The organism is Mariniflexile ostreae (genome assembly GCF_042427585.1).
In the GTDB taxonomy this organism is placed as follows: Bacteria; Bacteroidota; Bacteroidia; order Flavobacteriales; family Flavobacteriaceae; genus Pseudalgibacter; species Pseudalgibacter ostreae.
Genome location: NZ_JBHMFC010000009.1, coordinates 123,377 through 150,358, shown reverse-complemented (window position 1 = coordinate 150,358; position 26,982 = coordinate 123,377). Strand labels below are relative to the sequence as shown.

The window sequence follows — 26,982 nt, the reverse complement described above, 5'->3', positions numbered from 1 at the left end:
TAGTTTTTTTAGGTCTTCAACCGATTCCCTTATGTGTATTTCTGCTTTTTTTCCCATCTATAAATATACAAAAAATATACGGCATTACACATCTATTTTGGTATAATTTTTAATCGTAATGCTAAGAGTGAATATAATGATTTGATGGTAATAGTTAAAGGAATTAAAAAAAAAGCATAAAAAAAGCCTTCTTAGAACATTGTTCTAAGAAGGCTTTTTTTATGTGTAAACGATAAATTATTTAGAGAAAGGGACAGCTACTCTAACGGTTCCCCAGCCTAAATGCATGGCAAGGCCCTCTGTGGTCTCTTCAAAAGCGATTGAAAAAGCTTCAAGAGGTTCTCCTGAACTAACAGGAACGGTAAAACGTGCTATATCGTTAGCCTCGTTATATCCGTTTAGACCTGATAAATTGATGTCTTTATTAATAATGGCCGTCCATTCTTTTTCTCCTGGAATGACATAAAATGTATATGTTCCTGCTTTTATAGGGGTATTCCCTAAAGTCATATCGGTATAGAGGGTTAGTTCAGGAGCTTCGTTGGCACCAGTTCTCCATAATTTATTATGGGGAACCAACGTGCTTAAAGCTCTTCCTTTAAGTTGGGGGCGACTATAAATAATTTTAATCAGTTTGTTGGCTTCTTTGTAGCTAGAAGGAAATGCTGCAGCATCCATAGGGCTTTTGTCTAAATCTGAAAATTCCTGTGCGGTAACATGGGTAGCCAATAACATAAGACATGCTAAAGCAATACTTGATAATAAGTTTGATTTTTTCATAATGAATTTTAAAGTTTTGAATTTTTAAAGATAGACTTAAATCTTATTAAAATTTTTATAAATGTGGGAAGTGGATGTTAAAGTTTACAATGTAGTAGCTAAAAATTAGTGCACTACGTATTTTTTTGGATCTTGCGTTCTTCTAAAAGCTTTACATTCCCGAATATTTTATTCATGTTTTCTTTAGGAAAAAGCTTTGTAGTTTTTTTAAATTTTTAATAGGGACACTGCTTCTGCGGTTTAAAGCCCTTTTTTTAGTTGAGGTGTACTAAAATAAAAAAGCCTTCATAAAAATGAAGGCCTTTAAAATATCGGTATTATAAGGAAATTATAGTTTAGAAAACATTTTTTCCATTTTTGCTTTTTGTTCTTCTGCAAGTTCTGCATCTACAAGAATTCTTCCACTATGCTCATCTGTAATAACTTTTTTACGAGATGCAATTTCTACTTGTACTTGTGGTGGTATGGTAAAGAAGGAGCCACCAGAAGCACCTCTTTCGATAGGTACAATAGCTAAACCGTTTTTTACATTTTTACGGATTCTTGCGTAAGCAGCAACTAAGCGCTCTTCTATTTCCGACTTATAATCTTCAGATTTAGCGATTAAAGCTTGTTCTTCTTTTTCAGTTTCACTTAAAATAGCATCCAACTCATTCTTTTTGTGTTTTAAATGATTGTCACGCTCTTTTATACGTTCCTTCGTTTCTGAAATCACTTCCTTTTTCTGTTCAATTTGAACTTTAAATTCTTTGATATGCTTGTCGGCCAATTGGATTTCTAATTCTTGAAACTCAACTTCTTTAGTTAACGAATTGAACTCTCTGTTATTTCTAACGTTCTTTTGTTGTTCGCTATACTTTTTTATTAAAGCCTTGGCTTCTTCAATAATATTCTTTTTTGCAGTGATATCGTTGTCAATAAGATCTAAACCAGAAACTAACTTTTCTAATCTTATTCTTAGTCCGGCAATTTCATCTTCTAAATCACGAACTTCTAATGGAAGTTCTCCACGGACATTTCTTATTTCGTCAATACGAGAGTCTATAAGCTGTAAATCATATAATGCTCTTAAACGCTCTTCAACGGTTTGTTCTTTCTTTTTAGCCATACTTTAAAAATACTTAACAGGATTGGTGTTTGTCTTTGATAAAACGACTGCAAAATTAGTGATTTTTTTGGTAAGAAATGCTACTAAACCGTTTTTTGTGTACTGTTCGCTTTCATAATGGCCTACATCTGCAAGTAGAATACGGTTTTCGGCTGTAAAAAAATCATGATATTTTAAATCTGATGTTATAAATGCATCAGCACCAGCGCCTTTGGCTGCTTCAATGGCAAAGCTTCCAGAACCTCCTAAAACGGCTATTCTGCTTATGGGCCTATTTAATGGTGTAGAGTGCCTGATACAGGGCGTGTTCATTTTGGTTTTTATATAATTCAAGAAATCTTGCGCTTCCATTGGGGTTTCTAATTCGGCAATCATACCCATGCCAATATGTTGATTCTTGTTTTCTAGGGTAGTGATTTCATAGGCTACTTCTTCATAAGGATGTGTTTTGAAGAGTGTATTTAAGACTTGTTCTTCCAGATGTTTTTGAAAAGTAATGGAAATCTGAATTTCCGCTTCAAAATGAAGATGTCCTTTTTTGCCTTTCACAGGACTAGAGTTTTCATTGCCATTAAAAGTGCCTATGCCGTTTATGTTAAAACTGCAGTCGGTATAATTCCCAATACGTCCTGCTCCAGCTGCAAATAAGGCGTTTCTTAATAGCTCGGCCTCTGCTTTAGGGACAAAAGTGGTTAGCTTTTTTATGGTTTCGTGTTGTGGTATGAGAATCTGTCTGTTTACTAATTGCAGTTGGTCGCAAATCATGTTGTTAACGCCCAACACAGCATTATCTAATGCCGTATGCATACTGTAAATGGCGATATCATTTTTAATCGCTTTTAGAACTACACGTTCTACATAGTTTTTGCCTGTTATTTTCTTTAAGCCTTTAAAAATAATAGGGTGGAAGCTTACTATAAAGTTGCAGTTTTTTTCAATAGCCTCGTCAACAACCGCTTCTAAGGTGTCTAAAGTAACCAATATCCCCGTAAGCGTTGTGTTTTTGTCACCAACTAAAAGGCCTACATTGTCAAAATCCTCTGCGTAGTGCAAAGGTGCAAGCGTTTCCAAATGATAAATAACATCTTGAATAATCATGAATAATTGTGTTTTACTTCAAAGATAAAATAATTATTTTCATAAGTATTTTTTATTCTTTTTAATCCACTTGGGTAATCTTCCTTGTTTTTTAAATTATTATATTCGGTGTTTATTTGGATGAGATTAAATTGATGTGTTACCTGTGAAACTTTCAAGAAAACTATTATTTCCTTTTGTACCATTATATTATGCCGCTACGTGCTTAAGAAACTCCTTGTATGATTTTGGGCTTAAAACTTCTAAATCATATAACTTCCCTGTTATATGTGTGGGTAATTTGAGTGTAGGAGGCACAGGAAAAACACCTATGATCGAGTATTTGATACGTTTTTTAAAAGAAGATTATAAGGTTGCCACGTTAAGTAGGGGATATAAGCGAAAATCTAAAGGGTTTCAGTTGGCCGATGCACATACTACTGTAGATAGTATTGGGGATGAGCCTTTTCAATTTTACACAAAATTTCAAGATAGGATAAAAGTGGCTGTAGATGCCAATAGACAAGAAGGTATTGAAGCGTTAAGGGCTTTGGAAAATCCTCCAGAAATTATTTTGCTGGATGATGCATTTCAGCATCGAAAAGTAAAAGCTGGTTTTAATATTGTGTTAACCATGTATCATGATTTATATACGGATGATATGTTGTTACCTGCAGGCAATTTACGAGAGTCTATTAGGGGAAGTAAAAGAGCCCATGTTATTATAGTAACAAAGTGCCCTTCTAATTTAACAGATTTAAATAAAAAAACTATTATTAAAAAACTAAAGCCCCAACCACATCAACAGGTGTTTTTTAGTTCTATAGCGTATGCAGATGAGGTGATTGCTTTAAATGGCAAAAAACGTATTGATGCACTACCACCTGTTACTCTGGTAACAGGTATTGCAAACCCAAAACCTTTAGAGGACTTTTTGATTAAAAAAAAGCTGACGTTTGAGCATTTAAATTTTAAAGATCATCACACCTTTTCTAAGCAAGATATTGAAAACCTAAATACTAAACCGATTATAGTTACCACTGAAAAAGATTTTATGAGACTAAAGCACTATAAGGCTCTGGAAGATAGCTTATATTATCTTCCCATAGCCATGCATATAGATGATAGCAATAAATTCCATACCACTATAAAAAATTTTATATCAAAGTATTAAACGGTTTCAGGCTTATTATTGTTGGTTAAAGCGTTGAAAAGCTTTTTCTCAAATTCTTCTTGTTTAAAAGGTTTCGGTATAATATCTGTAAAGCCAGCTTCATCAAACTCTTGCATTTTGTCTTCAATGGTAACGGCTGTAAGTGCGAATATGGTTAACTCCTTATCAAAGGTCCTAATAATTTTAGTGGCTTCAATGCCACTAATTCCTGGCATGTGGATATCCATTAAAATAATGTCGTATTTATTATTCTTAATCATATCTACGGCTTCTTCGCCATTATCAACAACCTCACAGCTAAGTTGCATTTTTGTCAGGATTTTTTTAGTGATCATTTGGTTGATTTTATTATCCTCGACCACTAAAATCTTAAAATTGTTTAAATCCAGTTCTTCTACTTTTTTAAGGTAATTCGTTTTCTTTTCAATGGCTTCCTTCTCTTTTTCTTTGGTGTATTCTAAGGGGATTTCAAAATAGAAAGTAGAGCCTTTATCTAATTCACTTTTTAAGTAAATTTTCCCTTTTAAAATGTCAATTAGTCCTTTTACTATAGAAAGGCCTAAACCGGTACCACCATATTTTCTATTAATTTGGATAGATCCTTGGGAGAAACTCTCGAACATATGTTCTTGCTTTTCTTGGGTAATACCAATGCCGTTGTCTTCTACTTCAAAGCGTAGCGTGTAAATACCGTTTTCTTCATTTATTTTATAGATACGAATCCAGATGTCTCCATCTTTGGTAAATTTAATGGCGTTTCCAATAAGGTTGATTAAAATTTGTGAAATCTTTAATTGGTCTGCAATAAAGTTCTCGGGCAAATCCGTGTCGTATTCAAAATGGATTTTTATGCCATTGTCTAAAGCCGAATTATTTAATGCTAGAACAATATTTTTTATTTTCTTTTTTAAGTTGAAAGGTTCTGGCTCGATATCAACTTTATTGGCTTCTATTTTATTAATTTGAAGGATGTCGTTTATAAAGGTTAGAAGGTATTCACCAGAGAATTTAAGTGATTTTAAATGTTGAATTTGTTCTGGCTTAGGATCTTCATCCAATAACATATTGCTCAGTCCGGTAACGGCGTATAGCGGTGTTCTTAATTCGTGTGTTACGGTTGATAAGAAGTTAGCTTTGGTTTTTGAAGCCAATTCGGCTTTTTCTTTAGCAATAATAAGTTCTCCATTTTTTTTATGAAGCATGTTGTTGGTTTTTAATCGGATGTTATTGTTCTTATATAAAGAAAGTGTTAACAGGGATAGTATCGTAATTAATGCCACACTCAATATTGAAATTAAGGTGCTTAATTCTTTATCGTCTTTTGCTTTTTTTAAGTCTTTTGCTTGTTTTTTGATGCTTTCTCTTTGGTCGTCCATTAAAAACTTAACCTGCATATCGGGCGATAGGTTTGCACGTTTTATGGCCGCAATAGAATCTGAAAGATTGATGTAGGCTTTTAAATAATCATTGGAGTTTTTATAGTTTTCTTTGGCATCGTAAATATGGCTAACGATAAGATAGGCCTCGTCTAGAATTTCATAAAAACTATGAGCTTTAGCTATAGCTATCCCTTCTGTGGCTAAAGTAAGAGCTTTGTCGTGGTCTCCTAAATCATGGTAGACTTGAGCTTGATTTATTAAGCCCGTACTTAATGTTTTAGGTAAATCTAGTTTTTTGGATAAGGCAATAGATTGCTCAAAAAGAGCCCGTGCCTTTCTATTGTTTTTTAATAAAGTATAGGTTTTGCCTTCGTTTATGAGCAAATCGGCCAACCTATCTTTCATGTCCTCTTCCTGGAATTTTGATTTTGCAGCGGTATAGGAGTCTAATGCTAGATAATAATTCTTTTTGCTCATATAAACATCACCAAAAGTCTTGTAGGAGTTACCCAGATTTTCGTTATCGTTTATAATTCTTTGAACTTCAATTGCTTTATTTAAAGACTTTATGGCTTCCTCTGGCTTTTCAATAATAAGCGCTAGCAAGCCTTTTGTAGCATGAATAATACCAATGCTTTTTTTGTTATCAATTTTATTAGCAAGGTCTAGAGCATCATCGAGTTTTTGCTGGGCTTCAAAATATTTATATTCATCAATAGCATCTTGAGCCTCAACGATATGATAGTTTATTGTGTTTTGTTGTAGTTCAGGATCTTCGATCACTGAATTTTGAGAGGGGCTTGATAATGCAAATAGCATTATTAAAAGAAGAACTGTTTTATTGATTAAGGCCATTTTTTATTCAATCATAGCAACAAATATAATTATTTATTCGATAAAGGATTGTTTTTCCCCGACAAATTACACACTAGGTCAATGATGCGTTTAGAATATGCCGTTTCATTATCGTACCAACCAATTATTTTTACCATGTTTCCTATTACAGATGTCATTTGAGCGTCAAAAATGCAAGAATGGGTATTGCCAACAATATCTATGGATACGATAGGGTCTTCTGTGTATTCTAATATTCCCTTGTAATGGTTTTCAGAAGCGGATTTAAAGGCATTATTAATGTCTTCAATACAGACAGTCCTTTTAACGTTAAACGTAATATCGGTAAGTGATCCGTTTGCTACAGGTACACGAATACCACAACCACCAATAACATCAGATAGATGCGGGAAAATTTTAGTAAGTGCTTTTGCTGCACCTGTGGTGGTAGGGACAATAGATTGGCCTGCCGCTCTGGCACGACGCAAGTCGCGATGTGGTTGGTCGTGAAGGCTTTGGTCTGTGGTGTAAGAGTGCACGGTTGTAATATAAGCTTGATCAATACCACAAAGGGAATCAATGATAGCGATCATAGGTGCTGCGTTGTTCGTTGTACAGGAAGCGTTTGATATTATTTTTTCTGTACCATCCAAACTATCGTCATTAACCCCCATGACTATTGTTTTTATAGTATCATCAATAGCCGGTACACTTAAAATAACATGCTTGGCACCGTTTTTTAAATGATGCTCTAAATCTGCAGACGATTTAAATTTGCCCGTAGCTTCAATAACAAAATCCACATCGAAAGGCGTCCAATCGATCTGTTGTGGATGCCGTTTATTTAGCAGTTTTACTTTCTTATCATTGATAATAATATGAGATTCTTCATGTGAAATGGTTCCACTAAAAAGCCCATGAATACTATCGTATTTTAGTAAATGGCTTAAGGTTTTTGCATCTGCTAAATCATTTATGGCAACAACCTCTATGGTTTTGGAATCTTGAAGCAGTCTAAACACCCGTCTTCCAATTCTACCAAAACCGTTTATAGCTACTCGAACCATATTAATTAATGTGCTTTTGGGCTTTGTAAGAAGAGCGTACCAAGGCGCTACTTTCTACATGGCGGAACCCTAATTCTAACCCTATTTCTTCATATTCTTTAAATTGATCAGGACTGATAAAATGGTTTACAGGTAAGTGTTTTTTGCTAGGCTGTAAATATTGACCAATCGTGACGATGTCTACATCATGCGCTTTTAAATCGTGAAGTGTTTCTATTACCTCTTCACGTGTTTCACCTAAACCGAGCATAATACCAGATTTTGTACGGCGCTGTCCTTGCTGTTTTAAGTATTTTAAAACGCCCAAACTTCTATCGTACTGTGCTTGTATGCGTACTTCACGGGTTAGCCTTCGTACTGTTTCAATGTTATGGGACACTACTTCAGGAGCTACAGCAATAATTCTATCGATGTGGTTTTCAATTCCTTGAAAATCAGGAATTAAGGTTTCAAGTGTGGTGTTTGGGTTCATTCTCCGAACAGCTTTTACGGTTTCGGCCCACATAATGCTTCCCATGTCTTTTAAATCATCTCTATCCACGCTTGTCAATACTGCATGCTTTATTTGCATGAGTTTAATAGAGCGTGCTACTTTTTCTGGCTCATCCCAGTCTAAGGTTTCTGGACGTCCTGTTTTTACACCGCAAAACCCACATGAACGGGTGCATATATTGCCTAAAATCATAAAGGTTGCGGTGCCTTCTCCCCAACATTCTCCCATATTAGGGCAGCTTCCAGAGGTGCAAATCGTATTCAGTTTATATTTATCAACAACGCCTCTCAGTTCTGTATATTTCTTGCCTGTTGGCAATTTTACACGGAGCCATTTTGGTTTGGCTTGTCGTTCTTCGGGTAGTATATTGGATACAGTTTCTGTGTTCATATTTTTAAGAAATAGAGTTACAAAGGTACAAAGTATTCTTTTAAAATGACCCTATAATAGGGTGAGATACCAGATACTAAAAGCTATTAAAAACAGAATTCCCAACCAGCTTAGAATATGTAGTGCTATAGACGGGCGCCATTTTTCTGGGATATACTTGGCTGTAATAAGTTTATAATTAATTATGGCATAGAATGGTGCCGTTATAAAAGATAAAATGGTTGCAATTTTAATGAGAAGTCCCATTTCGGAAGCTAAAAATAAAAAAATACCAATAGTACCAAGAGTTAAAAGTGCCATCCAAAAACTATAATTTAGTTTTGATGGGGTTTTAAATAATAACTGAGTGGTTTTGGCCATGGCTCTAGGGGAAGCGTCCATGGTGGTTAAGGTTGTGCTAAACATGGTTGTAAATGCTGCAATACCAATAACAAGATATGCCCAATCGCCTAAGCTTGCCGTGTACATATTAATTAATTGACCCGAAAATATACTTGCCGAATCACTAAATTTCTGTCCACTATTAAACATCACCAAAGCTCCTAAACTTAAAAAACCGATACCTAAAACAATAGTGCTTAAATATCCCACATTAAAATCAAACAGGGCAGCTTTTGGAGTGTATGATTTTGTATTCTTGTTTTTCTCAATAGCCCAAAGCGATTGCCAAATTGACACATCTAAAGGTGCTGGCATCCACCCCATAAAAGCGATTAAAAAGGCTATTTCAACACTGTTTTTAGGAAATACCTGTTTAAAAGAGACGGGGGTATGGTGGTTGGATAGCGCCATGAAAACCGCGATAATAGTGCTTATGCTAAGCGTAATAATAATGATTTTCATCAACCTATCTAAAAACCGGTATTTGCCTAGAATTAAAATGGAAATACATACTATTAAAATGATGATAGCCCACGTTTTTAAACTAAAAAAATCTCCAAATAAACTAGAAGCTAAGCCAGCAGTTACAATAGTAACAGCTGTTTGGATAGTAAACATGGTTGCTAGGTTTAGAATGTAATAGGTTGCTAAAACACCTTTTCCTAATTTTCTGTAACCATCTAGTAAACTTTCACCTGTTATAGAAGCATATTTCGAACCGTAGCGAAAAAAAGGGTATTTAAATACCGTTACAACCAACAACGCCCATATTAAACCCATTCCGAAATCTGCCCCTGCACGTGTAGATTGGACTAAGTGTGAAACTCCAACGGCAGCACCAGCAAATAAGAGACCTGGACCTAGATTTTTTAATATCTTAGTCATAACGACTTCGTAATAATATCTGCCAATAATTTTTTGGCACGTAACAGCTTAACTTTTATGTTGTTGATAGGTTGATCCAATTCTTTCGAAATCTCTTTGTAGCTCAATTCTTGGAAATACCTCAAATTGATCATTTCTTGGTAATGAGGTTTCATTTTTTTTATATCGCGTAATAATTTTGCTAAATTTTGTTCCGTAATAAGTTCATCCTCAGGAGAGGGCGATTCGTCCACGATTTCATAAGCATCCTGCCCATCTTTAGAAATGATTTGTGAAATGGAGTTTTTTTCTTTCCGAAGAATATCAATATGGATGTTTTTTGAAATCGTGATTAACCAAGTTTTGAACTTGTAGCTTTCTTTAAAGGTATCAATTTTATCAAAAGCTCTAGAAAAAGTTTGAATGGTAACATCCTCAGCATCGTTTTCATTTTGAATACGTTTTAATTGAAAGCCATACACATCATCCCAAAAAGTGTTTAATAAGAAATTAAAAGCTTTTTGGTCATTTAATTTGGCACGCTTAATGGCTTCGTCTATTTCCAATGATTGGGTTTTGAAGTAAGATTCTTTATAAAGATAGTTAAATGTGTGAAAATCAAAAACAATTCTAAGAAAGGAATTAAAAAGAACAAATCTTTTTCTCCTAGTTTTTTCATCGAAAGACCTATAATAACATACTGAATACTAATTTTAATCAAGACAAGTGCCAGAACAACAACCCAATGATGCATAGCTATAAGCAATATGGCCGCAAGAAACCAAAAAAGAAATTGAAAGCTATACTGCAACATCAATAAAACCTGATGTTTTTGTTTATAATGTTTTGCTGTAGAAATGTGACGTCTTTTTTGTGTAATCCACTCGCTAAAAGTTGTTTTGGGAAGCGATTCGGTAAAGCTATTTGGCGTGATGCATATAGCGGTATTATGTTTTGTGGCCACTTGGTTCACAAACAGGTCGTCATCCCCAGAACGAACCTTTATATGGTTTATAAAGCCATTGGCTTTAAAGAAGGTGTCTTTGGTATAGGCTAGGTTTCTGCCTACTCCCATATAAGCCATCCCAAATTTAGCACATGTAAAATATTGAATGGCTGTAATGACAGTTTCAAAGCGAATGAGTTTATTTAAAAGTGATTTTTTTACTTTAGCATACTTACCATACCCTAAAACTACGGTTCTTTTACTGCTAAAGTGCGAGGTCATATCCGTTATCCATTGATTGGAAAGTGGCTTGCAGTCTGCATCTGTAAAGAGAAAATGATCATGTTTTGAGGCTTTAATACCAAGAGTTAAGGCGTATTTTTTATTTCCCCAAAAAGCCTCATTGTTTTTAACATCTACAATTTTGATGTTGTTGTGCTTGCTGGCAAACCCCTCCATAACTTCTAAAGTGTTATCGTTGGATGCGTCGTTAATTAATACAATTTCATAATCATGATAGGCCTGTGCAATAACAGAAGGTAAAAAGGTCTTGAGGTTTTCTGCTTCATTTTTGGCACAAATGATAACAGAAACAGGGAAATCTTTTACGGGTTTCTTTTTTTGTTTAAGTAGCGCAAATCTTCCGAAGAAAAATAAATATAATAAAATTTGAAAAAATACTATTGCAACAAATATGTAGCAAACAAAATCAAGACATGTCATAAAAAATTAAGAATGCTGAGGTTCGTTACAGTTTCCAAATTGTTCGGGGGCTTTTCCGCAAAAACCACAGGCTTCTCCTTCTTTATTGAGCATAGGGTTCTGACTGGCACAAGTGCCAGCAAATTTTCCATCTTTTTTAGCCCAGATTTTTATGGCAATTCCTGCAATTCCTAACCCTAATAAAATAATTGTGATTAAAAGAAGTTTCATCGATTTGATATTTTATGCAAAGATAATGATTTTGCTGCAATTTTTTTGGCTTAACTTACTAGGACTTTTGTTTTTTAATTTAAAAAGGATAAACCTTAAAACGGCTTTTTTAGTAATAGTTTTGGTGTAATACAAAAAGCACAGCCTTGTTTTATTATAAAACAAGGCTGTGCTGTTGCAAACGAATTTATCCGTTTTGTGTTATTGTAAATTTATTTCGGCTACGCTATTTTCCATAGAAGCCATCGTGTTGCCACCTTTTCGCTCTATTGTAATGTTTAGTCCAAGCGCATCTTCGGTGTAGGGGATAGACTTAAGTTTTCGGTCCGATTCACTTAAAACCCCTAAACTTACCATTTTTCCTTGTAATTCTGCCCATATTTGATAACACTGCTCTTCTGGTAATTTAGGAAGAGACACTACATCGATCATAGATGTTTTTTCTTTAGGGTTGATATACGCAATGGTTTTTAAATTTTTTGCGCGCTCATTTCCATTAATGATGTATTTTTCAGTTTCTGGGTTGTTAAGCTTTAAAAGCTGGCGCATTACACTATCCAGCATTTCATTGTTTTTAGCTATATCGTTTCTTAAATCGAAAATTTCGTCCACAACAACTTGATTTTCTTCAGATAGCTTTTGTTTTTGAGTATAGAGGGAAAAAGAATAAGCTGCAAAAAATAGAGCGGCAATACTGGCGGCAATTGTTAATTTATGCCATATTTTATGGTTTGTGCTTTCTTTTTTCAAGGGTATTACTGGTGTATCCTGATCCAATTCATTCAAAACAGCATTTAAAATTTGTTTAGGAGCTTCCACTGCTTGGGTTTTGCTAACCACTTCTAAATTGAACTGTAAAGTGTTATAGGCATCCTGAACTTCTGGGTATTTTGAAATATACATTTCTACCAGTTCTGTTTCTTTAGAATTGGTATGGCCTAATAGATAGTTTTCTAATAGGTCAGAATTTAAAAAAGTAATTATTTTCGCATTCATAACTATTTTTATTAGGGGTGATAAATTTTCTTCAATTCACGTAATCCAATCTTTAATCTTGACTTAATGGTACCGAGTGGAATTTCTAATTCTTCACTTGCCTCTTGCTGGGTCATGCCTTCAAAAAAGAGTGCATGGATAACAACTTGATACTTCTTATCTAAATTGCCCAAGTGTTTTTTGATATCTAAGACGTCTTGATTTAATTCGTTTGACGTTATCTTATATACGGATGAGGTTTCAATTTGGACTTCATTTGTATTTTTATTTTTTAAAGAACGCACTTTGTCGATAGCAGTGTTATAAGCGATTCTGTAAAGCCACGTAAATAACTTCGCCTTTGTGGCGTCATATTTTTTTGAATTTCTCCATATTTTAACAAACGTTTCTTGTAGTACATCTTGAGCGACATCTTCATCCGTAATGATTTTTGAAATCACACCATAAAGTGCATCAGCATAGTACTCGTATAAGAGTGAAATAGCCTTCTTATCGCTTTTTTCTAATAAGCTCACTATTTCTTTTTCGGTGGCTGAAATCAAAATAACAGGGTTTTTGTAGTAGGTGGTTAAAAGTAATTACGGTTTATTAGTGCCAAAGTTAGAAATTTCTTTTTGATTATAAGATGTTTACTTCGGCTTCAATACTAATATCGAACAGTTTGTATATTGTTTTTTGTATTAATTCGGAAAGTTTTAGGATGTCGGAGCCTTTTGCCTTTCCATAATTTACAAGAACCAATGCTTGGTTTTTATGCACGCCATATGTATCAAAACGTTTACCTTTAAATCCTGCTTTTTCAATAAGCCAACCAGCGGGAACTTTAACCTCATGGTCTGAAACACTATAACTTGGCATGTCGTTAAAGTTTTTTAGCAAACGGTTGTAATGGTGTTGTGAAATAACCGGATTTTTAAAAAAACTGCCACTGTTGCCAATAACCTTAGGGTTTGGTAATTTGCTTTCCCTAATGTGAATTACAGCTTTTGAAATATCTTGAATTGTGGGCGTTTCAACGCCCATATCTTTAAGTTGTGCGGCAATTGTGCCGTAATGAGTATGAAGTTGGTGTTGTTTTTTTGTAAGCTGGAAGGTCACGCTAGTAATGATGTGCTTGCCCTTTTTATCTTGTTTGAAAATAGAGTTTCGATACCCAAAATGGCAATCCGACTTGTTAAACACATGTTTTTTATTATCTTCAAAAGCAATGGTCTCACAGGATACAAAGCTATCTTTCAATTCTACGCCATAAGCTCCTATATTTTGGATGGGTGCAGTACCAACATTACCAGGGATTAACGATAGGTTTTCAAGACCACCAAAATCTTGTTTGATGCACCACATGACGAATTCGTGCCAGTTTTCACCGGCATTTGCTTTAACTAAAACAGTGTTTTCGTCTTCAGAAACAATTTCAATCCCTTTTATGTGGATATGAATTACCAATTTGTCTTGATCTTGGGTTAATAGCATATTGCTGCCGCCCCCTAAAATCAGTTTCTCGGGATATTCTTTCAGGGCTAAAACCTGTGTTAATTCAGTGTGATTTGTTACGGCTACAAAGTGTTTCGCTGTAACATCAATCCCAAACGTATTATAGGGTTTAAGCGATATGTTTTGTTGTATGCGCACTAGTCTTTATAAACTTTTAGCGCTTCCTTTAATATGTGTACCGCTTTAATTAAACTCTCTTTTTTAAGAACATAGGCAATTCTTATTTGGTTTAAACCATAACCTGGTGTAGAGTAAAATCCTCCGGCAGGAGCAACCATAACGGTTTCACCATTTACATCAAATTCCTCTAAAAGCCATTGCGCAAAATGGTCGGAGTTTTTTATTGGTAATTCTACAACACAATAAAAAGCGCCTTTGGGTTTGGATACTTTAATACCGTCTATTTTTCGCAGCTCTGTAATTAAGGTGTCGCGGCGATCAATATATTCGGCAATAACATCATCAAAATAACTACGGGGCGTGTCTAATGCTGCTTCACTGGCAATTTGCGCATAAGTGGGCGGGCTTAAACGTGCTTGGGCAAATTTTATTGCAGTTTGTATAACCATTTTGTTTTTAGAAGCCAAGCTACCTACTCTGGCACCACACATACTATAACGCTTAGATACAGAGTCTATCATAATGGCATGTTCTTCAATGCCTTTTTCTTGAAGAATAGAATAATGTGTCTCACCATCATACACAAACTCTCTATATACTTCATCTGCAATTAAAAATAAATCATGTTTTTTAACTATAGCTGCTAATTTCTGGATTTCCTCCTTGGAATATAAATTGCCAGTAGGGTTCCCTGGATTGCATATCAATATGGCCTTGGTTTTCGGTGTGATCAGTTTCTCGAACGCCTCTACAGAAGGCAGTGCGAAATTATCTTCAATTTTAGAAATGATAGGCACTACATTAACTCCAGAGGCCGTAGAAAACGCAATATAATTGGCGTAAAAGGGTTCGGTAATGATCACTTCATCGTCTGGATCCATAATGCTTCCAAAAACAAAAAGCAAAGCTTCACTGGCACCCGTTGTAACCACAATGTCTTCTGCAGTTATATGAATATCATGACCTTTAAAATAGGTTGCTATTTTTTCTCTATAAGTTTCAGAGCCTTCAGATTTTGAATAGGATAAAATTTCAATATCATTCTCTTTTACGGCTCTTAAAGCGCCTTCGGGAGTTTTGATGTCGGGTTGGCCAATATTTAAATAGTAAATTGTTTTTCCTTTTTTTGCGGCTTTATCGGCAAATGGAACTAATTTACGAATAGGCGATTGGGGCATCTGCTCCCCTTTTTTAGATATAGTTGGCATTAAACAAAGTATTTGAAGTGCAAAGTTGAGAAAATTATCTTAAAGTTTTTTTAAAAAGTAATTATAAATCTATTAAAGCTTTTTAAGGGTTTGTGGGTTGATTTTGTGAGTGTTGCGAGGTGTGTTTAACTTAAAATGGCTAGGGCTTAGGCTCTCACAGGGATGTAAGGTGGGCTATACCTGTACTATAAAGTTTTTAAGAATGGCTATACCATAAAAAAACCCATGATATTTTACATATCATGGGTGAATTAATAACATAATTAAAGCTTATTGGGCCATGATGCTTTTGTCTTTTGCTTCCAGGGCACTTTTTTGACTGGAATCTACCACAAGACCTTTAATTTTTAAAGCTACAGTAGGCGTTTCTGCATTTGATATAACAGTAACGGTTTTTCGTATAGGGTTTACTCTATTGGTGTCGTACTTTACCTCAATTTGTCCTGTTTTGCCTGGTAAAATAGGGTCTTCGGGTTTTTTTGGTATGGTACAGCCACAGCTAGAAGTTACTTTTGAAATGATAAGGGGCGCATTACCGGTGTTAGTGAATTCGAAGATTCTTAAACCGTCAGATCCTTTTTCAATAGTTCCATAATCTATGGTGTCAGACTTAAATTCTATTTTCGCTTGGGCATTTATTGTAAAACTGATTAATCCGATAAATAAAATAGTAATTAGTTTTTTCATGTCTTTGTTTTTAATGTTTTCTGGTTTTAATATAAAATGAGTCTCTAAAACACACACAATTGTTAAAAAATAGTGTGCAAATATACTTACTTTTCCTGTAGTCTGCAAAAATAATAGATAAACGGCACGTAGGGCTGTTTTGCTAAAATCATAATAAAAGTACATATTCTTTTTTAAAGTAGCTGTTTTTTAACAAAAAAAAACAACAACGATTTTTGTGTAAATGATGATATACTTTCACAGAAAAAGAAATATAAGTACTTTTGTCTATAATATTCATTTCAAACATTTCAAAAACTATTCCAAAGTATGCAAATGCCTTTAAAATATGACGCAAGTCAGGTGGAGAACAAGTGGTACAACTACTGGATGAAACACAATTATTTTCATTCAACACCAGATGAAAGAGAGCCTTACACTATTGTTATTCCGCCACCAAATGTTACTGGCGTCTTGCATATGGGGCATATGCTTAATAATACCATACAAGATGTTTTAATTCGTCGAGCGCGCTTATTAGGTAAAAACGCCTGTTGGGTGCCTGGCACAGACCATGCATCTATAGCTACAGAGGCTAAAGTGGTTGCAAAACTTAAAGAACAGGGTATTGATAAAAACAGCTTGTCACGTGAAGCGTTTTTAAAACACGCTTGGGATTGGACTCACGAATATGGAGGCGTAATTTTGGAACAACTTAAAAAGTTAGGTTGTTCATGCGACTGGGAGCGTACTAAATTCACTATGGATGATGACATGAGTGAAGCGGTCATTAAAGTTTTTGTGGATTTATATCAGAAAGGCTTGATTTATAGGGGGTACCGTATGGTAAATTGGGATCCTGAAGCTAAAACAACACTTTCCGATGAGGAGGTGATTTATGAAGAGCGCCAAGGCAACCTCTATTATCTGAACTATAAAATTGACGGGAGTGATGAGGTGCTAACGATTGCTACCACAAGACCAGAAACTATTTTTGGTGATACTGCTATATGTATTAATCCTAATGACGAGCGTTTTTTTCATTTAAAAGGAAAACAAGCCATCGTGCCTATTTGTGGTCGCGTGATTCCTATTATTGAAGACGAGTATGTGGATGTGGAGTTTGGTACAGGGTGTTTAAAAGTAACGCCTGCCCATGATGAGAATGATAAAAACCTGGGCGATAAATACAATCTTGAAGTTGTTGATATTTTTAATGATGATGCTTCTTTAAACCACCATGGCTTACATTACGAAGGCGAAGATCGTTTTGTGGTGCGTAAAGCAATCGTTAAAGAGTTAGAAGATAAAGGGGTTTTAGTTAAAACAGAAACTCATGTTAATAAAGTAGGAACTTCAGAAAGAACCAAAGCGGTTATCGAACCCCGATTAAGCGATCAATGGTTTTTAAAAATGGAAGAACTGGTAAAACCTGCCATTAAGGCGGTTTTGGATGATGGTGATATAAAATTGTTTCCAAAGAAATTTGAAAACACATATCGCCACTGGATGGAAAATATTAGAGACTGGAATATATCTCGGCAATTAATGTGGGGCCAACAAATACCTGCATATTATTATGGCTATGGAAAAGAGGATTTTGTGGTAGCAGAAAACATAGATTTGGCTTTGGATTTGGCTAGAGTAAAAACTAAAAATGCTCTTTTAGATAAAGCAGATTTGCGTCAGGATAAAGATGCTTTAGATACCTGGTTTTCATCTTGGCTATGGCCTATTAGTGTTTTTGATGGTATTAGGAATCCTGAAAATGAGGATATTAAATATTACTACCCAACTAATGATTTGGTTACGGGGCCTGATATTTTATTTTTCTGGGTGGCCCGAATGATTGTTTCGGGGTATGAGTACAAAGGCGAAAAGCCATTCGAAAATGTGTATTTAACAGGTTTGGTACGGGATAAGCAACGCCGAAAGATGAGTAAAAGCTTAGGGAACTCTCCCGATGCTTTAAAGCTTATTGAAACGTATAGTGCCGATGGTGTGCGTGTAGGATTATTGTTAAGTTCTGCTGCTGGAAATGACCTCATGTTTGATGAAGCGCTTTGCCAACAAGGAAAAGGATTTAGTAACAAAATCTGGAACGCTTACCGTTTGGTTGAGGGCTGGGAAGTGGATGAAACCATAGCGCAACCAGACTCAAGTACCATAGCGATTGCATGGTACGAATCTAAATTTCAGAAAGTGCTTATTGAAATTGAAGATCATTTTAGCAAATACCGATTGAGTGATGCTTTAATGGGAATCTATAAACTTATTTACGATGATTTTTGCGGCTGGTTTCTAGAAATGGTAAAGCCTGCGTATCAACAACCCATAGATGCTAAAACCTTAAAAAGCGTTATGGCCATTTTTGAAGATAATTTAAAAATCATTCATCCGTTTATGCCTTTTCTTACCGAAGATATTTGGCATTATATTTCTGAAAGAACCCCAGATGAGGCCTTAATAGTCTCGAGATGGCCAGAAACAAAGCCGATAAATGAAGCCTTGATAGCAGAGTTTGATTTTGCATCGGATGTTATTACAGGTATCAGAAATATTAGAAAACAAAAAAATATTGCTTTTAAAGATGCCATTGGTTTTTCTGTTATTAATAACGAAAATTCAACAGTAAATTTTGATGCTATTATTTCTAAATTGGGTCACTTAGAATACATGGATTATGTATCTCAACCCATAGAAGGTGCCCTAACCTTTAGGGTGAAATCTAATGAATATTTTGTGCCCATGGCAGGAAGTATTGATGTAGAAGCCGAAATAAAAAAATTAACAGAAGAACTTAACTATACCGAAGGCTTTTTAAAATCCGTTCAAAAGAAATTGTCGAACGAGCGGTTTGTGGCAGGTGCACCAGAACAAGTGATCGCTAATGAGCGAAATAAGGAGGCCGATGCCATAGCTAAAATTGAAACGTTAAAAGCGAGCTTGATGAGTTTAAGTTAATTTTTGTTTTTTGAATAATATCTTCTGCTGTTTTTTTGTAATGAGCAGCAGAAGATGTTTTATTACTTCATTGTGCTTCTATCTATCGTGTTGGTAATATCTTCTCTACGTTATCGTTATTTTTAAAAAGTGTGGAGCAACCCTTTTTTATTGCGAGACCCTAATCACAAACTTATAGTCTAAACCATAATTTTGCTTGGGTAAAAAGCAACGGTCTTTATAGTTTTTTGAATATTTTTTTACTTGAATATTTTAAAAGGCCAGGAACTATGTTTTTGTCTTGATAATTAAAGTAACGAATTTAATAGGACATATTGCTCAATATTTTTCATAAAGTCAAACCTATTTAATAGTGACTTTGTTAAGGTTGTATGTGAATTAGCTTTATTTTTGCAGCTTAATTTTCTCCATGATGTCACAAATTACAAATACTATTTTAATGATTCGTCCCATTCATTTTAGAATGAACGAACAGACGGCTATCAATAACTATTACCAAAAGGCTTTAGATCATGTTTTGCCAGCTGCAATCACTAAAAAAGCGCAACAGGAATTTGATGCGTTTGTAGAGGTTTTAAAAAAAATAGGTGTAAATGTGGTGGTGGTCGAGGATACGGATGAGTTTGATACACCAGATGCCGTTTTTCCTAATAATTGGGTATCTTTTCATGGCAATGGCAATGTGGGGTTATACCCTATGTTCGCTAAAAACAGACGCTTGGAACGTCGTGAAGCTATTTTATTGGCGTTGGAAGATAATGGTTTTGAAATCCATAATATTATAGATTATACCGAGGCAGAAGAGGAACTGGTTTTTTTAGAAGGTACTGGCAGTATGGTGCTAGATCGTGCCAATGGAAAAGCCTATTGTGCTTTATCGCCACGGGCGGATGAGGACTTGTTTATTGAGTTTTGTGAAGATTTTGATTTTTTTCCTGTTGTTTTTAATGCGTTTCAAACTGTTGAAGCGAAACGCGTGGCTATTTATCATACGAATGTTATGATGTGCATTGGGGACACTTTTGCGGTAATATGCCTAGAGAGCATTGATGACAAAAAACAACGTAAAAACGTTGTCCATCATTTAAAAGAAACGGGTAAGGAAATTATTGTTATTACCGAAAACCAGTTAGCTAGTTTTGCGGGTAATATGTTGCAGGTAAAAGGAGCAGATGGTGCAACATATTTAGTAATGAGCGAAACTGCATATGGCGTCTTGTCTGAGGCACAGGTTAAGAGTCTTGAGAAACATAGTAAGATTGTTTCAAGTTCGTTGGAAACCATTGAAACTTGCGGAGGTGGAAGTGCTCGTTGCATGATGGCCGAGGTGTTCTTGCCTAGAAAGGGTTAAATATGGTTTAGAATTCGTCCTTAGCTTTAAGGCTGCAACAGGGCCATAATTAATTGGATTTTTTTTATTTAACTTTTATCCCCCTTGTTAGGTTTGGATTTAGGGAGTTGCACATAGAAAGTACTGCCTACGTTTACGGTGCTTTCTACCCAAATTTCGCCATGGTTTAAATCAATAAGTTCTTTGCATATAGTTAGACCAAGACCAGTGCCTTTTTCGTCTTTGGTGCCGATGGTAGTAAATGAGCTGTCTTTTTTAAATAATTTGTCTATATTGTTTTTTGAAATACCCAAACCAGAATCTGCAATGCTTATAATGCAGTTGCCATTGTTTATATGGTTTGAAATGGTTACCGTATCGCCCTTACTGCAGAACTTGGCAGCGTTTGCAAGTAGGTTTTGTATTATAATTTCCACCATACTTCTGTCTGCATAAGCAAAATCCCGTATGGATTTATCTATTAGTGTTATCCCCTTGTTTTCCATGCGACCTTCTATAAGTCTTATTTTTTCTTCAAAAACTTCTTGGATATCAAATAAACTAGGCTTTGGTTCTAAAGATTGCATCTGGGATTTGGACCAGTTTAATAAGTTAAATAATAATAAGGAAGCGTTGTTGGCGTTTTCACTTAGTTCTGGTATTAAACCATCAAATTCTTCACGGCTTAAAGAGCCGTCTCTTAATAAGTCTATAAAACCATTAATAGATGAAAGTGAGTCTTTTAAATCGTGTGATACGATAGAAAATAATTTATCTTTTACGTTATTTACGCTTTCAAGATGTTGGGTTTGTTCTAAAAAAGCTTTATTCTGAAGTTCTATTTCAATATTTTTTTCTTTTACTTCACGCAAGTATTTAATGCTATGGTTTCGTTTTAAATAAATCAGAATTAAAAAAGTAGAAACAACGGCAAGTGCGAGCAGTAAAGCATAAAATATAATTTGTAAGCGATTAAAACGCGTTTTGCTATCAAGCGTATGGCCCGTAGTGTTGCTAAGGTTATTTTTTAATAAAAGGTCATCGTTTTCCAGATCAGCATCCAGCTCTAATAAAATAGTCGACAATCCGGCCATTGACGCGAGTTCTTTATTAAGGTTTTTTTGCAGGTCGTAATAATGGCGCTGCCAGACAAAGGCTCTTTCAAAACGCTTTTGGGTAGAATCTAATGCTCTCATCAGTTTAAAGTGCTTGAGCAATTCTGTATTATTGTTCGTGGCTTTTGCAATTTCACCAGCTTCCATTAATTGTTTTTCGGCAATGTGAAGCCTGTTCTGTTGCAAGTTTAAATGTCCGAGATTGTTTAGGGCTATTAATTGTCCTGTTTTATTTTTTTGCTCATGGCTAATATCATATCCTTTTGTTAAGTATTTCGTAGCATTTTCAAAATCATTAAACTGTAAGTATTCCCCGCCCAGCTTAGGGTAAATTATACAGGCTATCGTGTCATTTTCGGCATCGAGCCCTTGTAGCGCTTTTTCGTAATACTCTATGGCTTTTCTGTTTTCTTTTTTAATGGAATAGAGCTCTGCTAAATACCTGTAGGATTCATTAGCGCCTAGTACGTCGTTTAATTGATTTTGGGTTTTTAGGGTTTTTAGGTTAAACTCTATGGCTTTGTCATACGCCGCTATATGTTGGTAGGCCTGTGCTAAATGTTTGTAAGCATCTCGTAAATCTTTTTTAAGGTGTTTTTTTTCGAGTTCTTCAATAGCTGATAATGAGTGTTGTAGCCCTTTTTTATAGTTGCCACGTTTCATTTCTATTAAACCAATACTGTTGTTTACCTTAGCAATACCTAGAGTGTCATTAAGACTTATAAATAAAGATTTAGAAGTTTCATAACCATTAATAGCATTAATATAATCGTTTTTTGCTGCGTATATTAAAGCCTTATAGTATGCTATTTCAGCAATGCCTTTATGATGTTTTAATTCCGAACATAGCTTTTCGCTTTCAACAATGTATTTAATAGCTCTATTGTAATCTTTAAGAGTATAAAGTTTTTTTATCAGCTTTAAAGACGTATCAACCTTTGCGTTATCTGCATTTTGAAATGCTAAAGCTACAGAAAGACTGTCAACCTCACTGGTTTGAGAGATACCAGAGTAGGATAGCAAAAAAACAAAAAAAGTTATAAGATTCCTCATGCACTATGGACATTACAGATATGTAATTCATTTGTTTGTAGACCTAACTTAATTGAGGGAGTTAAGCAAGTTCTATTTCGTTTTAAATTATATTCGTATTTAATTGTTATTCAATAGAAATGGTATAATAATTTTACATTAAACAAAAATTGCGAAAAGAGTATTATAAATCTAATTTTCGGGTTTTAATACCAATAAATTAGTTGAAATGAAATAGAGCATTTTCCTAAAAAACCGATAAATAGATTAACGGTAAAAAACATAGAAATATAACAGGATTGTGGCTAAACACTTTCTGTTTCAATAGGTTGGAATTCAGGTTGAAATAAGCGTTTTTTATACATTTCGAAATTGTTCATTGCATTTATAAAAAGTAATATCACGATGTGTTTTTGTGTGTTTCATTAATAAATAATTTATCTTTGCACACTTAAAAAGTCACGATTAATGAGCCTTCAAAAAATCTTATCAGAACAAGTAAAACAAGCTGTCACTAATTCTTTCGATATTACAATAGAAACTGTAGAGTTTCAAGCGACTCGAAAAGAATTTGCTGGAGACATTACAGTCGTTATCTTCCCTATGCTGCGTTATATTAAGGGCAATCCTGTTCAAATAGGAGAGCGCATTGGAAACTATTTATTGGAACATACAGAGGTTGTTACAGGTTTTAATGTGGTAAAAGGGTTTTTAAATATTGAGATAAGTGATGCGCACTATCTTCAATTCTTTAATACTATTTTAAATAACGATACTTACGGTTTTGTAGAGCCTGCTGCTAGCGAAAAGGCCGTTATGGTAGAATATTCGTCGCCAAACACCAATAAACCTTTGCATTTAGGACATGTTCGTAATAATCTTTTAGGCTACAGTGTCGCAGAAATATTAAAGGCATCGGGTAAAAAGGTTTATAAAACCCAAATTATTAACGATAGAGGGATTCATATTTGTAAAAGTATGCTGGCCTGGAAACGTTTTGGGAATAATGAGACCCCAGAAAGTACAGGCTTAAAAGGTGATAAATTGGTAGGGAACTATTATGTTAAATTCGATCAAGAATATAAAAAAGAAATAGAAGGGCTAATGCTTGGCGGTATGTCTAATGAAGAAGCGAAAAAAAATGCGCCTATTTTATTAGAAGCCCAAGACATGCTTTTAAAATGGGAATCTGGTGATAGTAATGTGGTGGCTTTATGGGAAAAAATGAATGCTTGGGTCTATAAAGGTTTTGCGGAAACGTATACAAATTTAGGCGTAGATTTCGATTCGCTTTATTATGAAAGCAATACTTATTTACTAGGAAAAGAACTTGTTGTAGAGGGCTTAAATAAAGGGGTATTTATTAAAGAAGATGATGGTTCTGTCTGGTGTGATTTAACCGATGAGGGCTTAGATAAAAAAATCGTCCAGCGATCGGATGGGACAGCCGTTTACATGACACAAGATATTGGTACTGCAATTCAACGTATTAAAGACTTTCCAGATGTAGGTGGTATGGTCTATACAGTAGGGAACGAGCAAGATTATCATTTTAAAGTTTTGTTTCTAATTTTAAAGAAGTTAGGCTTTGAGTGGGCCGATAACCTTTATCATTTAAGTTATGGTATGGTAGATTTACCCAGTGGAAAAATGAAAAGTCGAGAGGGTACTGTGGTGGATGCAGATGATTTGATTGATGAAATGGCATCTACTGCCGAAGACATTTCTGAAGAATTAGGCAAACTGGAAGGCTATTCAGATGCTGATAAGAAAGAACTATTTAAAGTAATTGGGTTAGGAGCATTAAAATATCATATTTTAAAAGTAGACCCTAAAAAGCGCATTTTATTCGATCCTAAAGAATCCATAGATTTTCAAGGCAATACAGGGCCCTTCATTCAGTATACCTATGCCCGAATACAGTCCATCATCAGAAAAGCAGATTTCGATTACAATACGACTCTAGACGAAAAAAACACAGTGCTTCATACTAAAGAAAAGGCATTGATCAAACAGTTGGAACTGTTTGCAGAAGTCATTCAAAATGCAGCATCTCAACATAGTCCCGCGCTAATAGCAAATTACACCTACGAATTGGTTAAGGAGTTTAATTCTTTTTATCAGAACGTTTCTATTTTAGGCGCCGATGATTTAAAAGAAAAAATACTTCGTGTACAGCTCTCAAGTAAAGTAGCCGCTGTAATTAAACAGGCTTTTAGTATAATGGGCATTGAAGTACCAGAACGTATGTAGTTATTAAAAGCTTATATCATATAGAGTCATGGTATTTTATAATAGACTGGTAATTAAGAGATGTTTGCTCTGGTTACAGCTTTGGTAGCGTAATTTTAGTTTTAAGATGGCATTGTACGGGTTTAGTTTAATTTTATACTTATATTGGGCTAGTTTATGAATGCAATATAAATTGCTAAATAAAGAGGGTTTTTTTAAAGTAATACGTTAAGTTTCTCAATTTAAAGTGTTTGCATGAAGAGTTATAGCCTGTCTTTTGGGACAATAACAATAATTAATAAAAAATTAGCTGAAGTTATTATAAATGATGGGGTAATCATAGATGAGATTATGGTAGATGAATATCATGATTTTTTACTGAGTGCACTACAACCTCCATTTTCTTTAATCATCAACAAAAAACATTCTTATTGTTTAAATTTTAATGCACAAAGAACCATATTGAGCTTAAAGGAAATTAAAGACATCGCTGTTGTTATTGGGTCTGTAGGGGCATTAATGTCTACGGAGACCCTAATTAATATTAATAGTGATAAAAACTGGAATATAGACTTGTTTCATTCGAGGGATGAAGCTCTAGATTGGTTAGCGAAACAGTAAGTATTGATTTTTGTTATTTTTTGTATTCAATACTTTATTTCTAAAATATTGAAAGTAAACCTTGTGCTTCTTTATTTTAACATTAAATTTGCACCTTCAAAAAAATAACCATGACAGAATTTGTAAGGAAGATAACACCAAACATCAAAGATGACGTGCTAGCGGGTATCACTGTATCGCTAGCCATGATACCAGAGGTGGTAGCTTTTGCTTTTGTGGCACAAATTGATCCTTTAGTAGCACTTTCTGGCGCCTTTATTGTAGGCCTAATTACAGCGATTTTTGGGGGTAGACCCGGTTTAATATCTGGAGCAGCCGGTGCTGTTGCCGTTATTTTTGTAAACTTAATATCCGAAGGTCATACCAAAGGAATGTTGTTCGATGTTCCTGTAGAGAATATGGGCTATTTCTATTTATTGGCTGCAGTTATATTGATGGGGATATTCCAAATAAGTGCAGGCCTATTTAAACTAGGTCGATTTGTACGTTTAATTCCGCACTCCGTCATGTTAGGGTTTGTAAATGGTTTGGCAATCGTTATTTTTTTGGCTCAAGTTAGTATGTTTTCTCATAAAAAACTTGAAGTAAGTACAGATGGTGTTAAGCAGTACATCAATATACCGATGCAAGGTGTTGAGTTATATATGATGATTGGCTTAGTGATGCTTACTATGGCGGTAATCTGGTTATTGCCAAAGATAACAACTAAAATTCCTGCAGCATTAACGGCCATTCTTATTACAACAGGTGTGGTTGTATTTGGAGGTTTGGACGTAAGTACCGTGGGGTCTTATATAGCAGAAGGTGGCGGTAATGGGCTAAAAGGTGAATTCCCTACGCCTAATTTAGAGTTATGGCAAAACTTGCCCTTTAATTTAGATACCTTAAAATTTATATTACCGTATGCTTTTTTAGCTGCTTCTGTAGGTTTGATAGAGTCGTTAATGACTATGAACTTGGTGGACGAATTAACCGAAACAAGAGGTGATGGAAACCGAGAATGCGTTGCCCAAGGGGCAGGAAACATGGTAAGCGGCCTGTTTGGCGGTACTGGTGGATGTGGCATGATCGGGCAAACGGTTATTAATATAAATGGAGGTGGTCGCGGTAGATTATCGGGTATTATGATGGCACTAACCTTGCTGACTTTTATTTTATTTACCGATGAGTATATAGAACAAGTGCCAATCGCTGCATTAGTAGGCGTTATGTTTATGATGGTAATAGAAACCTTTGCATGGTCTAGTTTTAGAATTTTTAGAAAAATCCCTAAATCAGATGCTTTTGTCTTGGTAGTTGTTTCTGCAGTAACTGTTATTTACGATTTAGCGATTGCCGTATTTGTGGGCGTTATTATTTCTGCGCTAGTTTTTGCATGGGAAAATGCAAAGAGAATTAGGGCAAGGAAACGTTTTTCCGAAGACGGTAAAATAAAAACTTATGAAATTTGGGGGCCTTTATTCTTTGGCTCTATTCAAGCATTTAATGAAAAATTTGATGTAAAGAATGACCCAGATCAAGTTGAAATTGACTTTGTAGAATCCCGGATAAGTGACCATTCGGCACTAGAAGCTATTTTTAACTTAGTTAATAAGTACGAGGCCGAAGGCAAAACCATTAAATTAAAACATTTAAGTAAAGACTGCCAACAATTGCTTTATAAGTCTAATCCGAAGTTTCGGGAGGTTATCGTAGAAGCCATCAATGATCCTCGTTATCATTTGGCAGAAGATCCAGAAGCTTTTACTAAAGGGTTAGGGGAGTATAAGTTTTAATGC

General features: G+C 34.9%; 22 protein-coding genes. 6 read left to right on the top strand and 16 right to left on the bottom strand.

Going from position 1 to position 26,982, the window contains the following annotated elements; translation table 11 throughout:
- Positions 1-237: 237 nt before the first annotated feature.
- From ACFFU9_RS03350 to ACFFU9_RS03340, 3 genes are all read right to left on the bottom strand, one after another.
- On the bottom strand, positions 238-780 hold the full coding sequence (locus ACFFU9_RS03350) for a DUF2911 domain-containing protein (protein ID WP_379859953.1): 543 nt from the start codon (positions 778-780) through the stop codon (positions 238-240).
- 328 nt (positions 781-1,108) lie between these two features.
- Positions 1,109-1,888, bottom strand: a complete 780-nt coding sequence (locus tag ACFFU9_RS03345; RefSeq protein WP_379859952.1) for a zinc ribbon domain-containing protein — start codon at positions 1,886-1,888, stop codon at positions 1,109-1,111.
- A 3-nt stretch (positions 1,889-1,891) separates the two neighbouring features.
- Complete coding sequence (locus ACFFU9_RS03340; RefSeq protein WP_379859951.1) at positions 1,892-2,986, bottom strand: Nif3-like dinuclear metal center hexameric protein; 1,095 nt, start codon at positions 2,984-2,986, stop codon at positions 1,892-1,894.
- Between the two features lie 145 nt (positions 2,987-3,131).
- Here ACFFU9_RS03340 and lpxK point away from each other — a divergent pair, with 145 nt between their 5' ends.
- On the top strand, positions 3,132-4,139 hold the full coding sequence (gene lpxK / locus ACFFU9_RS03335; protein WP_379859950.1) for a tetraacyldisaccharide 4'-kinase: 1,008 nt from the start codon (positions 3,132-3,134) through the stop codon (positions 4,137-4,139).
- Here lpxK and ACFFU9_RS03330 read toward each other — a convergent pair.
- The 12 genes from ACFFU9_RS03330 to ACFFU9_RS03275 all read right to left on the bottom strand — a co-directional run bounded on the left by ACFFU9_RS03330 (position 4,136) and on the right by ACFFU9_RS03275 (position 15,931).
- The gene (locus tag ACFFU9_RS03330; protein WP_379859949.1) at positions 4,136-6,373 is read right to left on the bottom strand and encodes an ATP-binding protein; all 2,238 of its coding nucleotides are present in this window, start codon (positions 6,371-6,373) and stop codon (positions 4,136-4,138) included. The genes lpxK and ACFFU9_RS03330 overlap by 4 nt on opposite strands.
- Before the next feature lie 29 nt (positions 6,374-6,402).
- On the bottom strand, positions 6,403-7,419 hold the full coding sequence (gap, locus tag ACFFU9_RS03325) for a type I glyceraldehyde-3-phosphate dehydrogenase (RefSeq protein ID WP_379859948.1): 1,017 nt from the start codon (positions 7,417-7,419) through the stop codon (positions 6,403-6,405).
- Position 7,420: 1 nt separating this feature from the next.
- Positions 7,421-8,302, bottom strand: a complete 882-nt coding sequence (lipA, locus tag ACFFU9_RS03320) for a lipoyl synthase (RefSeq protein WP_379859947.1) — start codon at positions 8,300-8,302, stop codon at positions 7,421-7,423.
- 51 nt (positions 8,303-8,353) lie between these two features.
- Complete coding sequence (locus tag ACFFU9_RS03315; RefSeq protein WP_379859946.1) at positions 8,354-9,568, bottom strand: Nramp family divalent metal transporter; 1,215 nt, start codon at positions 9,566-9,568, stop codon at positions 8,354-8,356.
- Positions 9,565-10,113 (bottom strand): RNA polymerase sigma factor, encoded by a 549-nt coding sequence (locus ACFFU9_RS03310; protein WP_379859945.1) that lies wholly within the window; start codon positions 10,111-10,113, stop codon positions 9,565-9,567. Before ACFFU9_RS03310 ends, ACFFU9_RS03315 begins: the two co-directional genes overlap by 4 nt.
- Positions 10,104-11,216 (bottom strand): glycosyltransferase, encoded by a 1,113-nt coding sequence (locus ACFFU9_RS03305; protein WP_379859944.1) that lies wholly within the window; start codon positions 11,214-11,216, stop codon positions 10,104-10,106. Before ACFFU9_RS03305 ends, ACFFU9_RS03310 begins: the two co-directional genes overlap by 10 nt.
- Before the next feature lie 6 nt (positions 11,217-11,222).
- Positions 11,223-11,426: a membrane or secreted protein gene (locus tag ACFFU9_RS03300; protein ID WP_379859943.1), complete on the bottom strand. Its 204-nt coding sequence runs from the start codon at positions 11,424-11,426 to the stop codon at positions 11,223-11,225.
- 201 nt (positions 11,427-11,627) lie between these two features.
- A complete protein-coding gene (locus tag ACFFU9_RS03295) occupies positions 11,628-12,422 on the bottom strand; it encodes an anti-sigma factor domain-containing protein (RefSeq protein ID WP_379859942.1) in 795 nt (264 codons plus the stop codon).
- Between the two features lie 11 nt (positions 12,423-12,433).
- Entirely contained in the window at positions 12,434-12,964 is a 531-nt protein-coding gene (locus tag ACFFU9_RS03290) for an RNA polymerase sigma factor (protein ID WP_379859941.1), read from the bottom strand.
- A gap of 76 nt (positions 12,965-13,040) precedes the next feature.
- Complete coding sequence (murB, locus tag ACFFU9_RS03285) at positions 13,041-14,054, bottom strand: UDP-N-acetylmuramate dehydrogenase (RefSeq protein WP_379859940.1); 1,014 nt, start codon at positions 14,052-14,054, stop codon at positions 13,041-13,043.
- Positions 14,054-15,244: a pyridoxal phosphate-dependent aminotransferase gene (locus ACFFU9_RS03280; RefSeq protein WP_379859939.1), complete on the bottom strand. Its 1,191-nt coding sequence runs from the start codon at positions 15,242-15,244 to the stop codon at positions 14,054-14,056. Before ACFFU9_RS03280 ends, murB begins: the two co-directional genes overlap by 1 nt.
- A 270-nt stretch (positions 15,245-15,514) precedes the next feature.
- Entirely contained in the window at positions 15,515-15,931 is a 417-nt protein-coding gene (locus tag ACFFU9_RS03275; RefSeq protein WP_379859938.1) for a DUF1573 domain-containing protein, read from the bottom strand.
- A gap of 309 nt (positions 15,932-16,240) precedes the next feature.
- Here ACFFU9_RS03275 and ACFFU9_RS03270 point away from each other — a divergent pair, with 309 nt between their 5' ends.
- Complete coding sequence (locus ACFFU9_RS03270) at positions 16,241-18,874, top strand: valine--tRNA ligase (protein WP_379859937.1); 2,634 nt, start codon at positions 16,241-16,243, stop codon at positions 18,872-18,874.
- A 412-nt stretch (positions 18,875-19,286) separates the two neighbouring features.
- Positions 19,287-20,225 (top strand): citrulline utilization hydrolase CtlX, encoded by a 939-nt coding sequence (gene ctlX / locus ACFFU9_RS03265; protein WP_379859958.1) that lies wholly within the window; start codon positions 19,287-19,289, stop codon positions 20,223-20,225.
- Positions 20,226-20,293: 68 nt separating this feature from the next.
- Here the strand turns inward: ctlX and ACFFU9_RS03260 are convergent, their stop codons facing one another.
- Positions 20,294-22,372: a tetratricopeptide repeat-containing sensor histidine kinase gene (locus ACFFU9_RS03260; RefSeq protein WP_379859936.1), complete on the bottom strand. Its 2,079-nt coding sequence runs from the start codon at positions 22,370-22,372 to the stop codon at positions 20,294-20,296.
- Positions 22,373-22,819: 447 nt separating this feature from the next.
- Here ACFFU9_RS03260 and argS point away from each other — a divergent pair, with 447 nt between their 5' ends.
- From argS to ACFFU9_RS03245, 3 genes are all read left to right on the top strand, one after another.
- Positions 22,820-24,604 carry an arginine--tRNA ligase gene (argS, locus tag ACFFU9_RS03255; protein WP_379859935.1) on the top strand — a complete coding sequence of 595 codons (1,785 nt, stop codon included), beginning with the start codon at positions 22,820-22,822 and terminating at the stop codon, positions 24,602-24,604.
- Positions 24,605-24,838: 234 nt separating this feature from the next.
- Positions 24,839-25,204 carry a hypothetical protein gene (locus ACFFU9_RS03250; RefSeq protein ID WP_379859934.1) on the top strand — a complete coding sequence of 122 codons (366 nt, stop codon included), beginning with the start codon at positions 24,839-24,841 and terminating at the stop codon, positions 25,202-25,204.
- Positions 25,205-25,314: 110 nt separating this feature from the next.
- Entirely contained in the window at positions 25,315-26,979 is a 1,665-nt protein-coding gene (locus ACFFU9_RS03245; RefSeq protein ID WP_379859933.1) for a SulP family inorganic anion transporter, read from the top strand.
- Positions 26,980-26,982 lie beyond the last annotated feature (3 nt).

Excerpts from the sequence above, each read along its gene's own strand:
- ACFFU9_RS03350 (WP_379859953.1), bottom strand. The coding sequence starts at position 780 with ATGAAAAAATCAAACTTATTATCAAGTATTGCTTTAGCATGTCTTATG.
- ACFFU9_RS03275 (WP_379859938.1), bottom strand. The coding sequence starts at position 15,931 with ATGAAAAAACTAATTACTATTTTATTTATCGGATTAATCAGTTTTACA.
- lipA (WP_379859947.1), bottom strand. The coding sequence starts at position 8,302 with ATGAACACAGAAACTGTATCCAATATACTACCCGAAGAACGACAAGCC.
- ACFFU9_RS03330 (WP_379859949.1), bottom strand. The coding sequence starts at position 6,373 with ATGGCCTTAATCAATAAAACAGTTCTTCTTTTAATAATGCTATTTGCA.
- ACFFU9_RS03250 (WP_379859934.1), top strand. The coding sequence starts at position 24,839 with ATGAAGAGTTATAGCCTGTCTTTTGGGACAATAACAATAATTAATAAA.
- argS (WP_379859935.1), top strand. The coding sequence starts at position 22,820 with ATGAGCCTTCAAAAAATCTTATCAGAACAAGTAAAACAAGCTGTCACT.
- ACFFU9_RS03340 (WP_379859951.1), bottom strand. The coding sequence starts at position 2,986 with ATGATTATTCAAGATGTTATTTATCATTTGGAAACGCTTGCACCTTTG.
- ACFFU9_RS03295 (WP_379859942.1), bottom strand. The coding sequence starts at position 12,422 with ATGAATGCGAAAATAATTACTTTTTTAAATTCTGACCTATTAGAAAAC.
- gap (WP_379859948.1), bottom strand. The coding sequence starts at position 7,419 with ATGGTTCGAGTAGCTATAAACGGTTTTGGTAGAATTGGAAGACGGGTG.
- ACFFU9_RS03245 (WP_379859933.1), top strand. The coding sequence starts at position 25,315 with ATGACAGAATTTGTAAGGAAGATAACACCAAACATCAAAGATGACGTG.
- ACFFU9_RS03270 (WP_379859937.1), top strand. The coding sequence starts at position 16,241 with ATGCAAATGCCTTTAAAATATGACGCAAGTCAGGTGGAGAACAAGTGG.
- ACFFU9_RS03260 (WP_379859936.1), bottom strand. The coding sequence starts at position 22,372 with ATGAGGAATCTTATAACTTTTTTTGTTTTTTTGCTATCCTACTCTGGT.
- ACFFU9_RS03305 (WP_379859944.1), bottom strand. The coding sequence starts at position 11,216 with ATGACATGTCTTGATTTTGTTTGCTACATATTTGTTGCAATAGTATTT.
- ACFFU9_RS03300 (WP_379859943.1), bottom strand. The coding sequence starts at position 11,426 with ATGAAACTTCTTTTAATCACAATTATTTTATTAGGGTTAGGAATTGCA.
- ctlX (WP_379859958.1), top strand. The coding sequence starts at position 19,287 with ATGTCACAAATTACAAATACTATTTTAATGATTCGTCCCATTCATTTT.
- ACFFU9_RS03280 (WP_379859939.1), bottom strand. The coding sequence starts at position 15,244 with ATGCCAACTATATCTAAAAAAGGGGAGCAGATGCCCCAATCGCCTATT.
- ACFFU9_RS03315 (WP_379859946.1), bottom strand. The coding sequence starts at position 9,568 with ATGACTAAGATATTAAAAAATCTAGGTCCAGGTCTCTTATTTGCTGGT.
- ACFFU9_RS03345 (WP_379859952.1), bottom strand. The coding sequence starts at position 1,888 with ATGGCTAAAAAGAAAGAACAAACCGTTGAAGAGCGTTTAAGAGCATTA.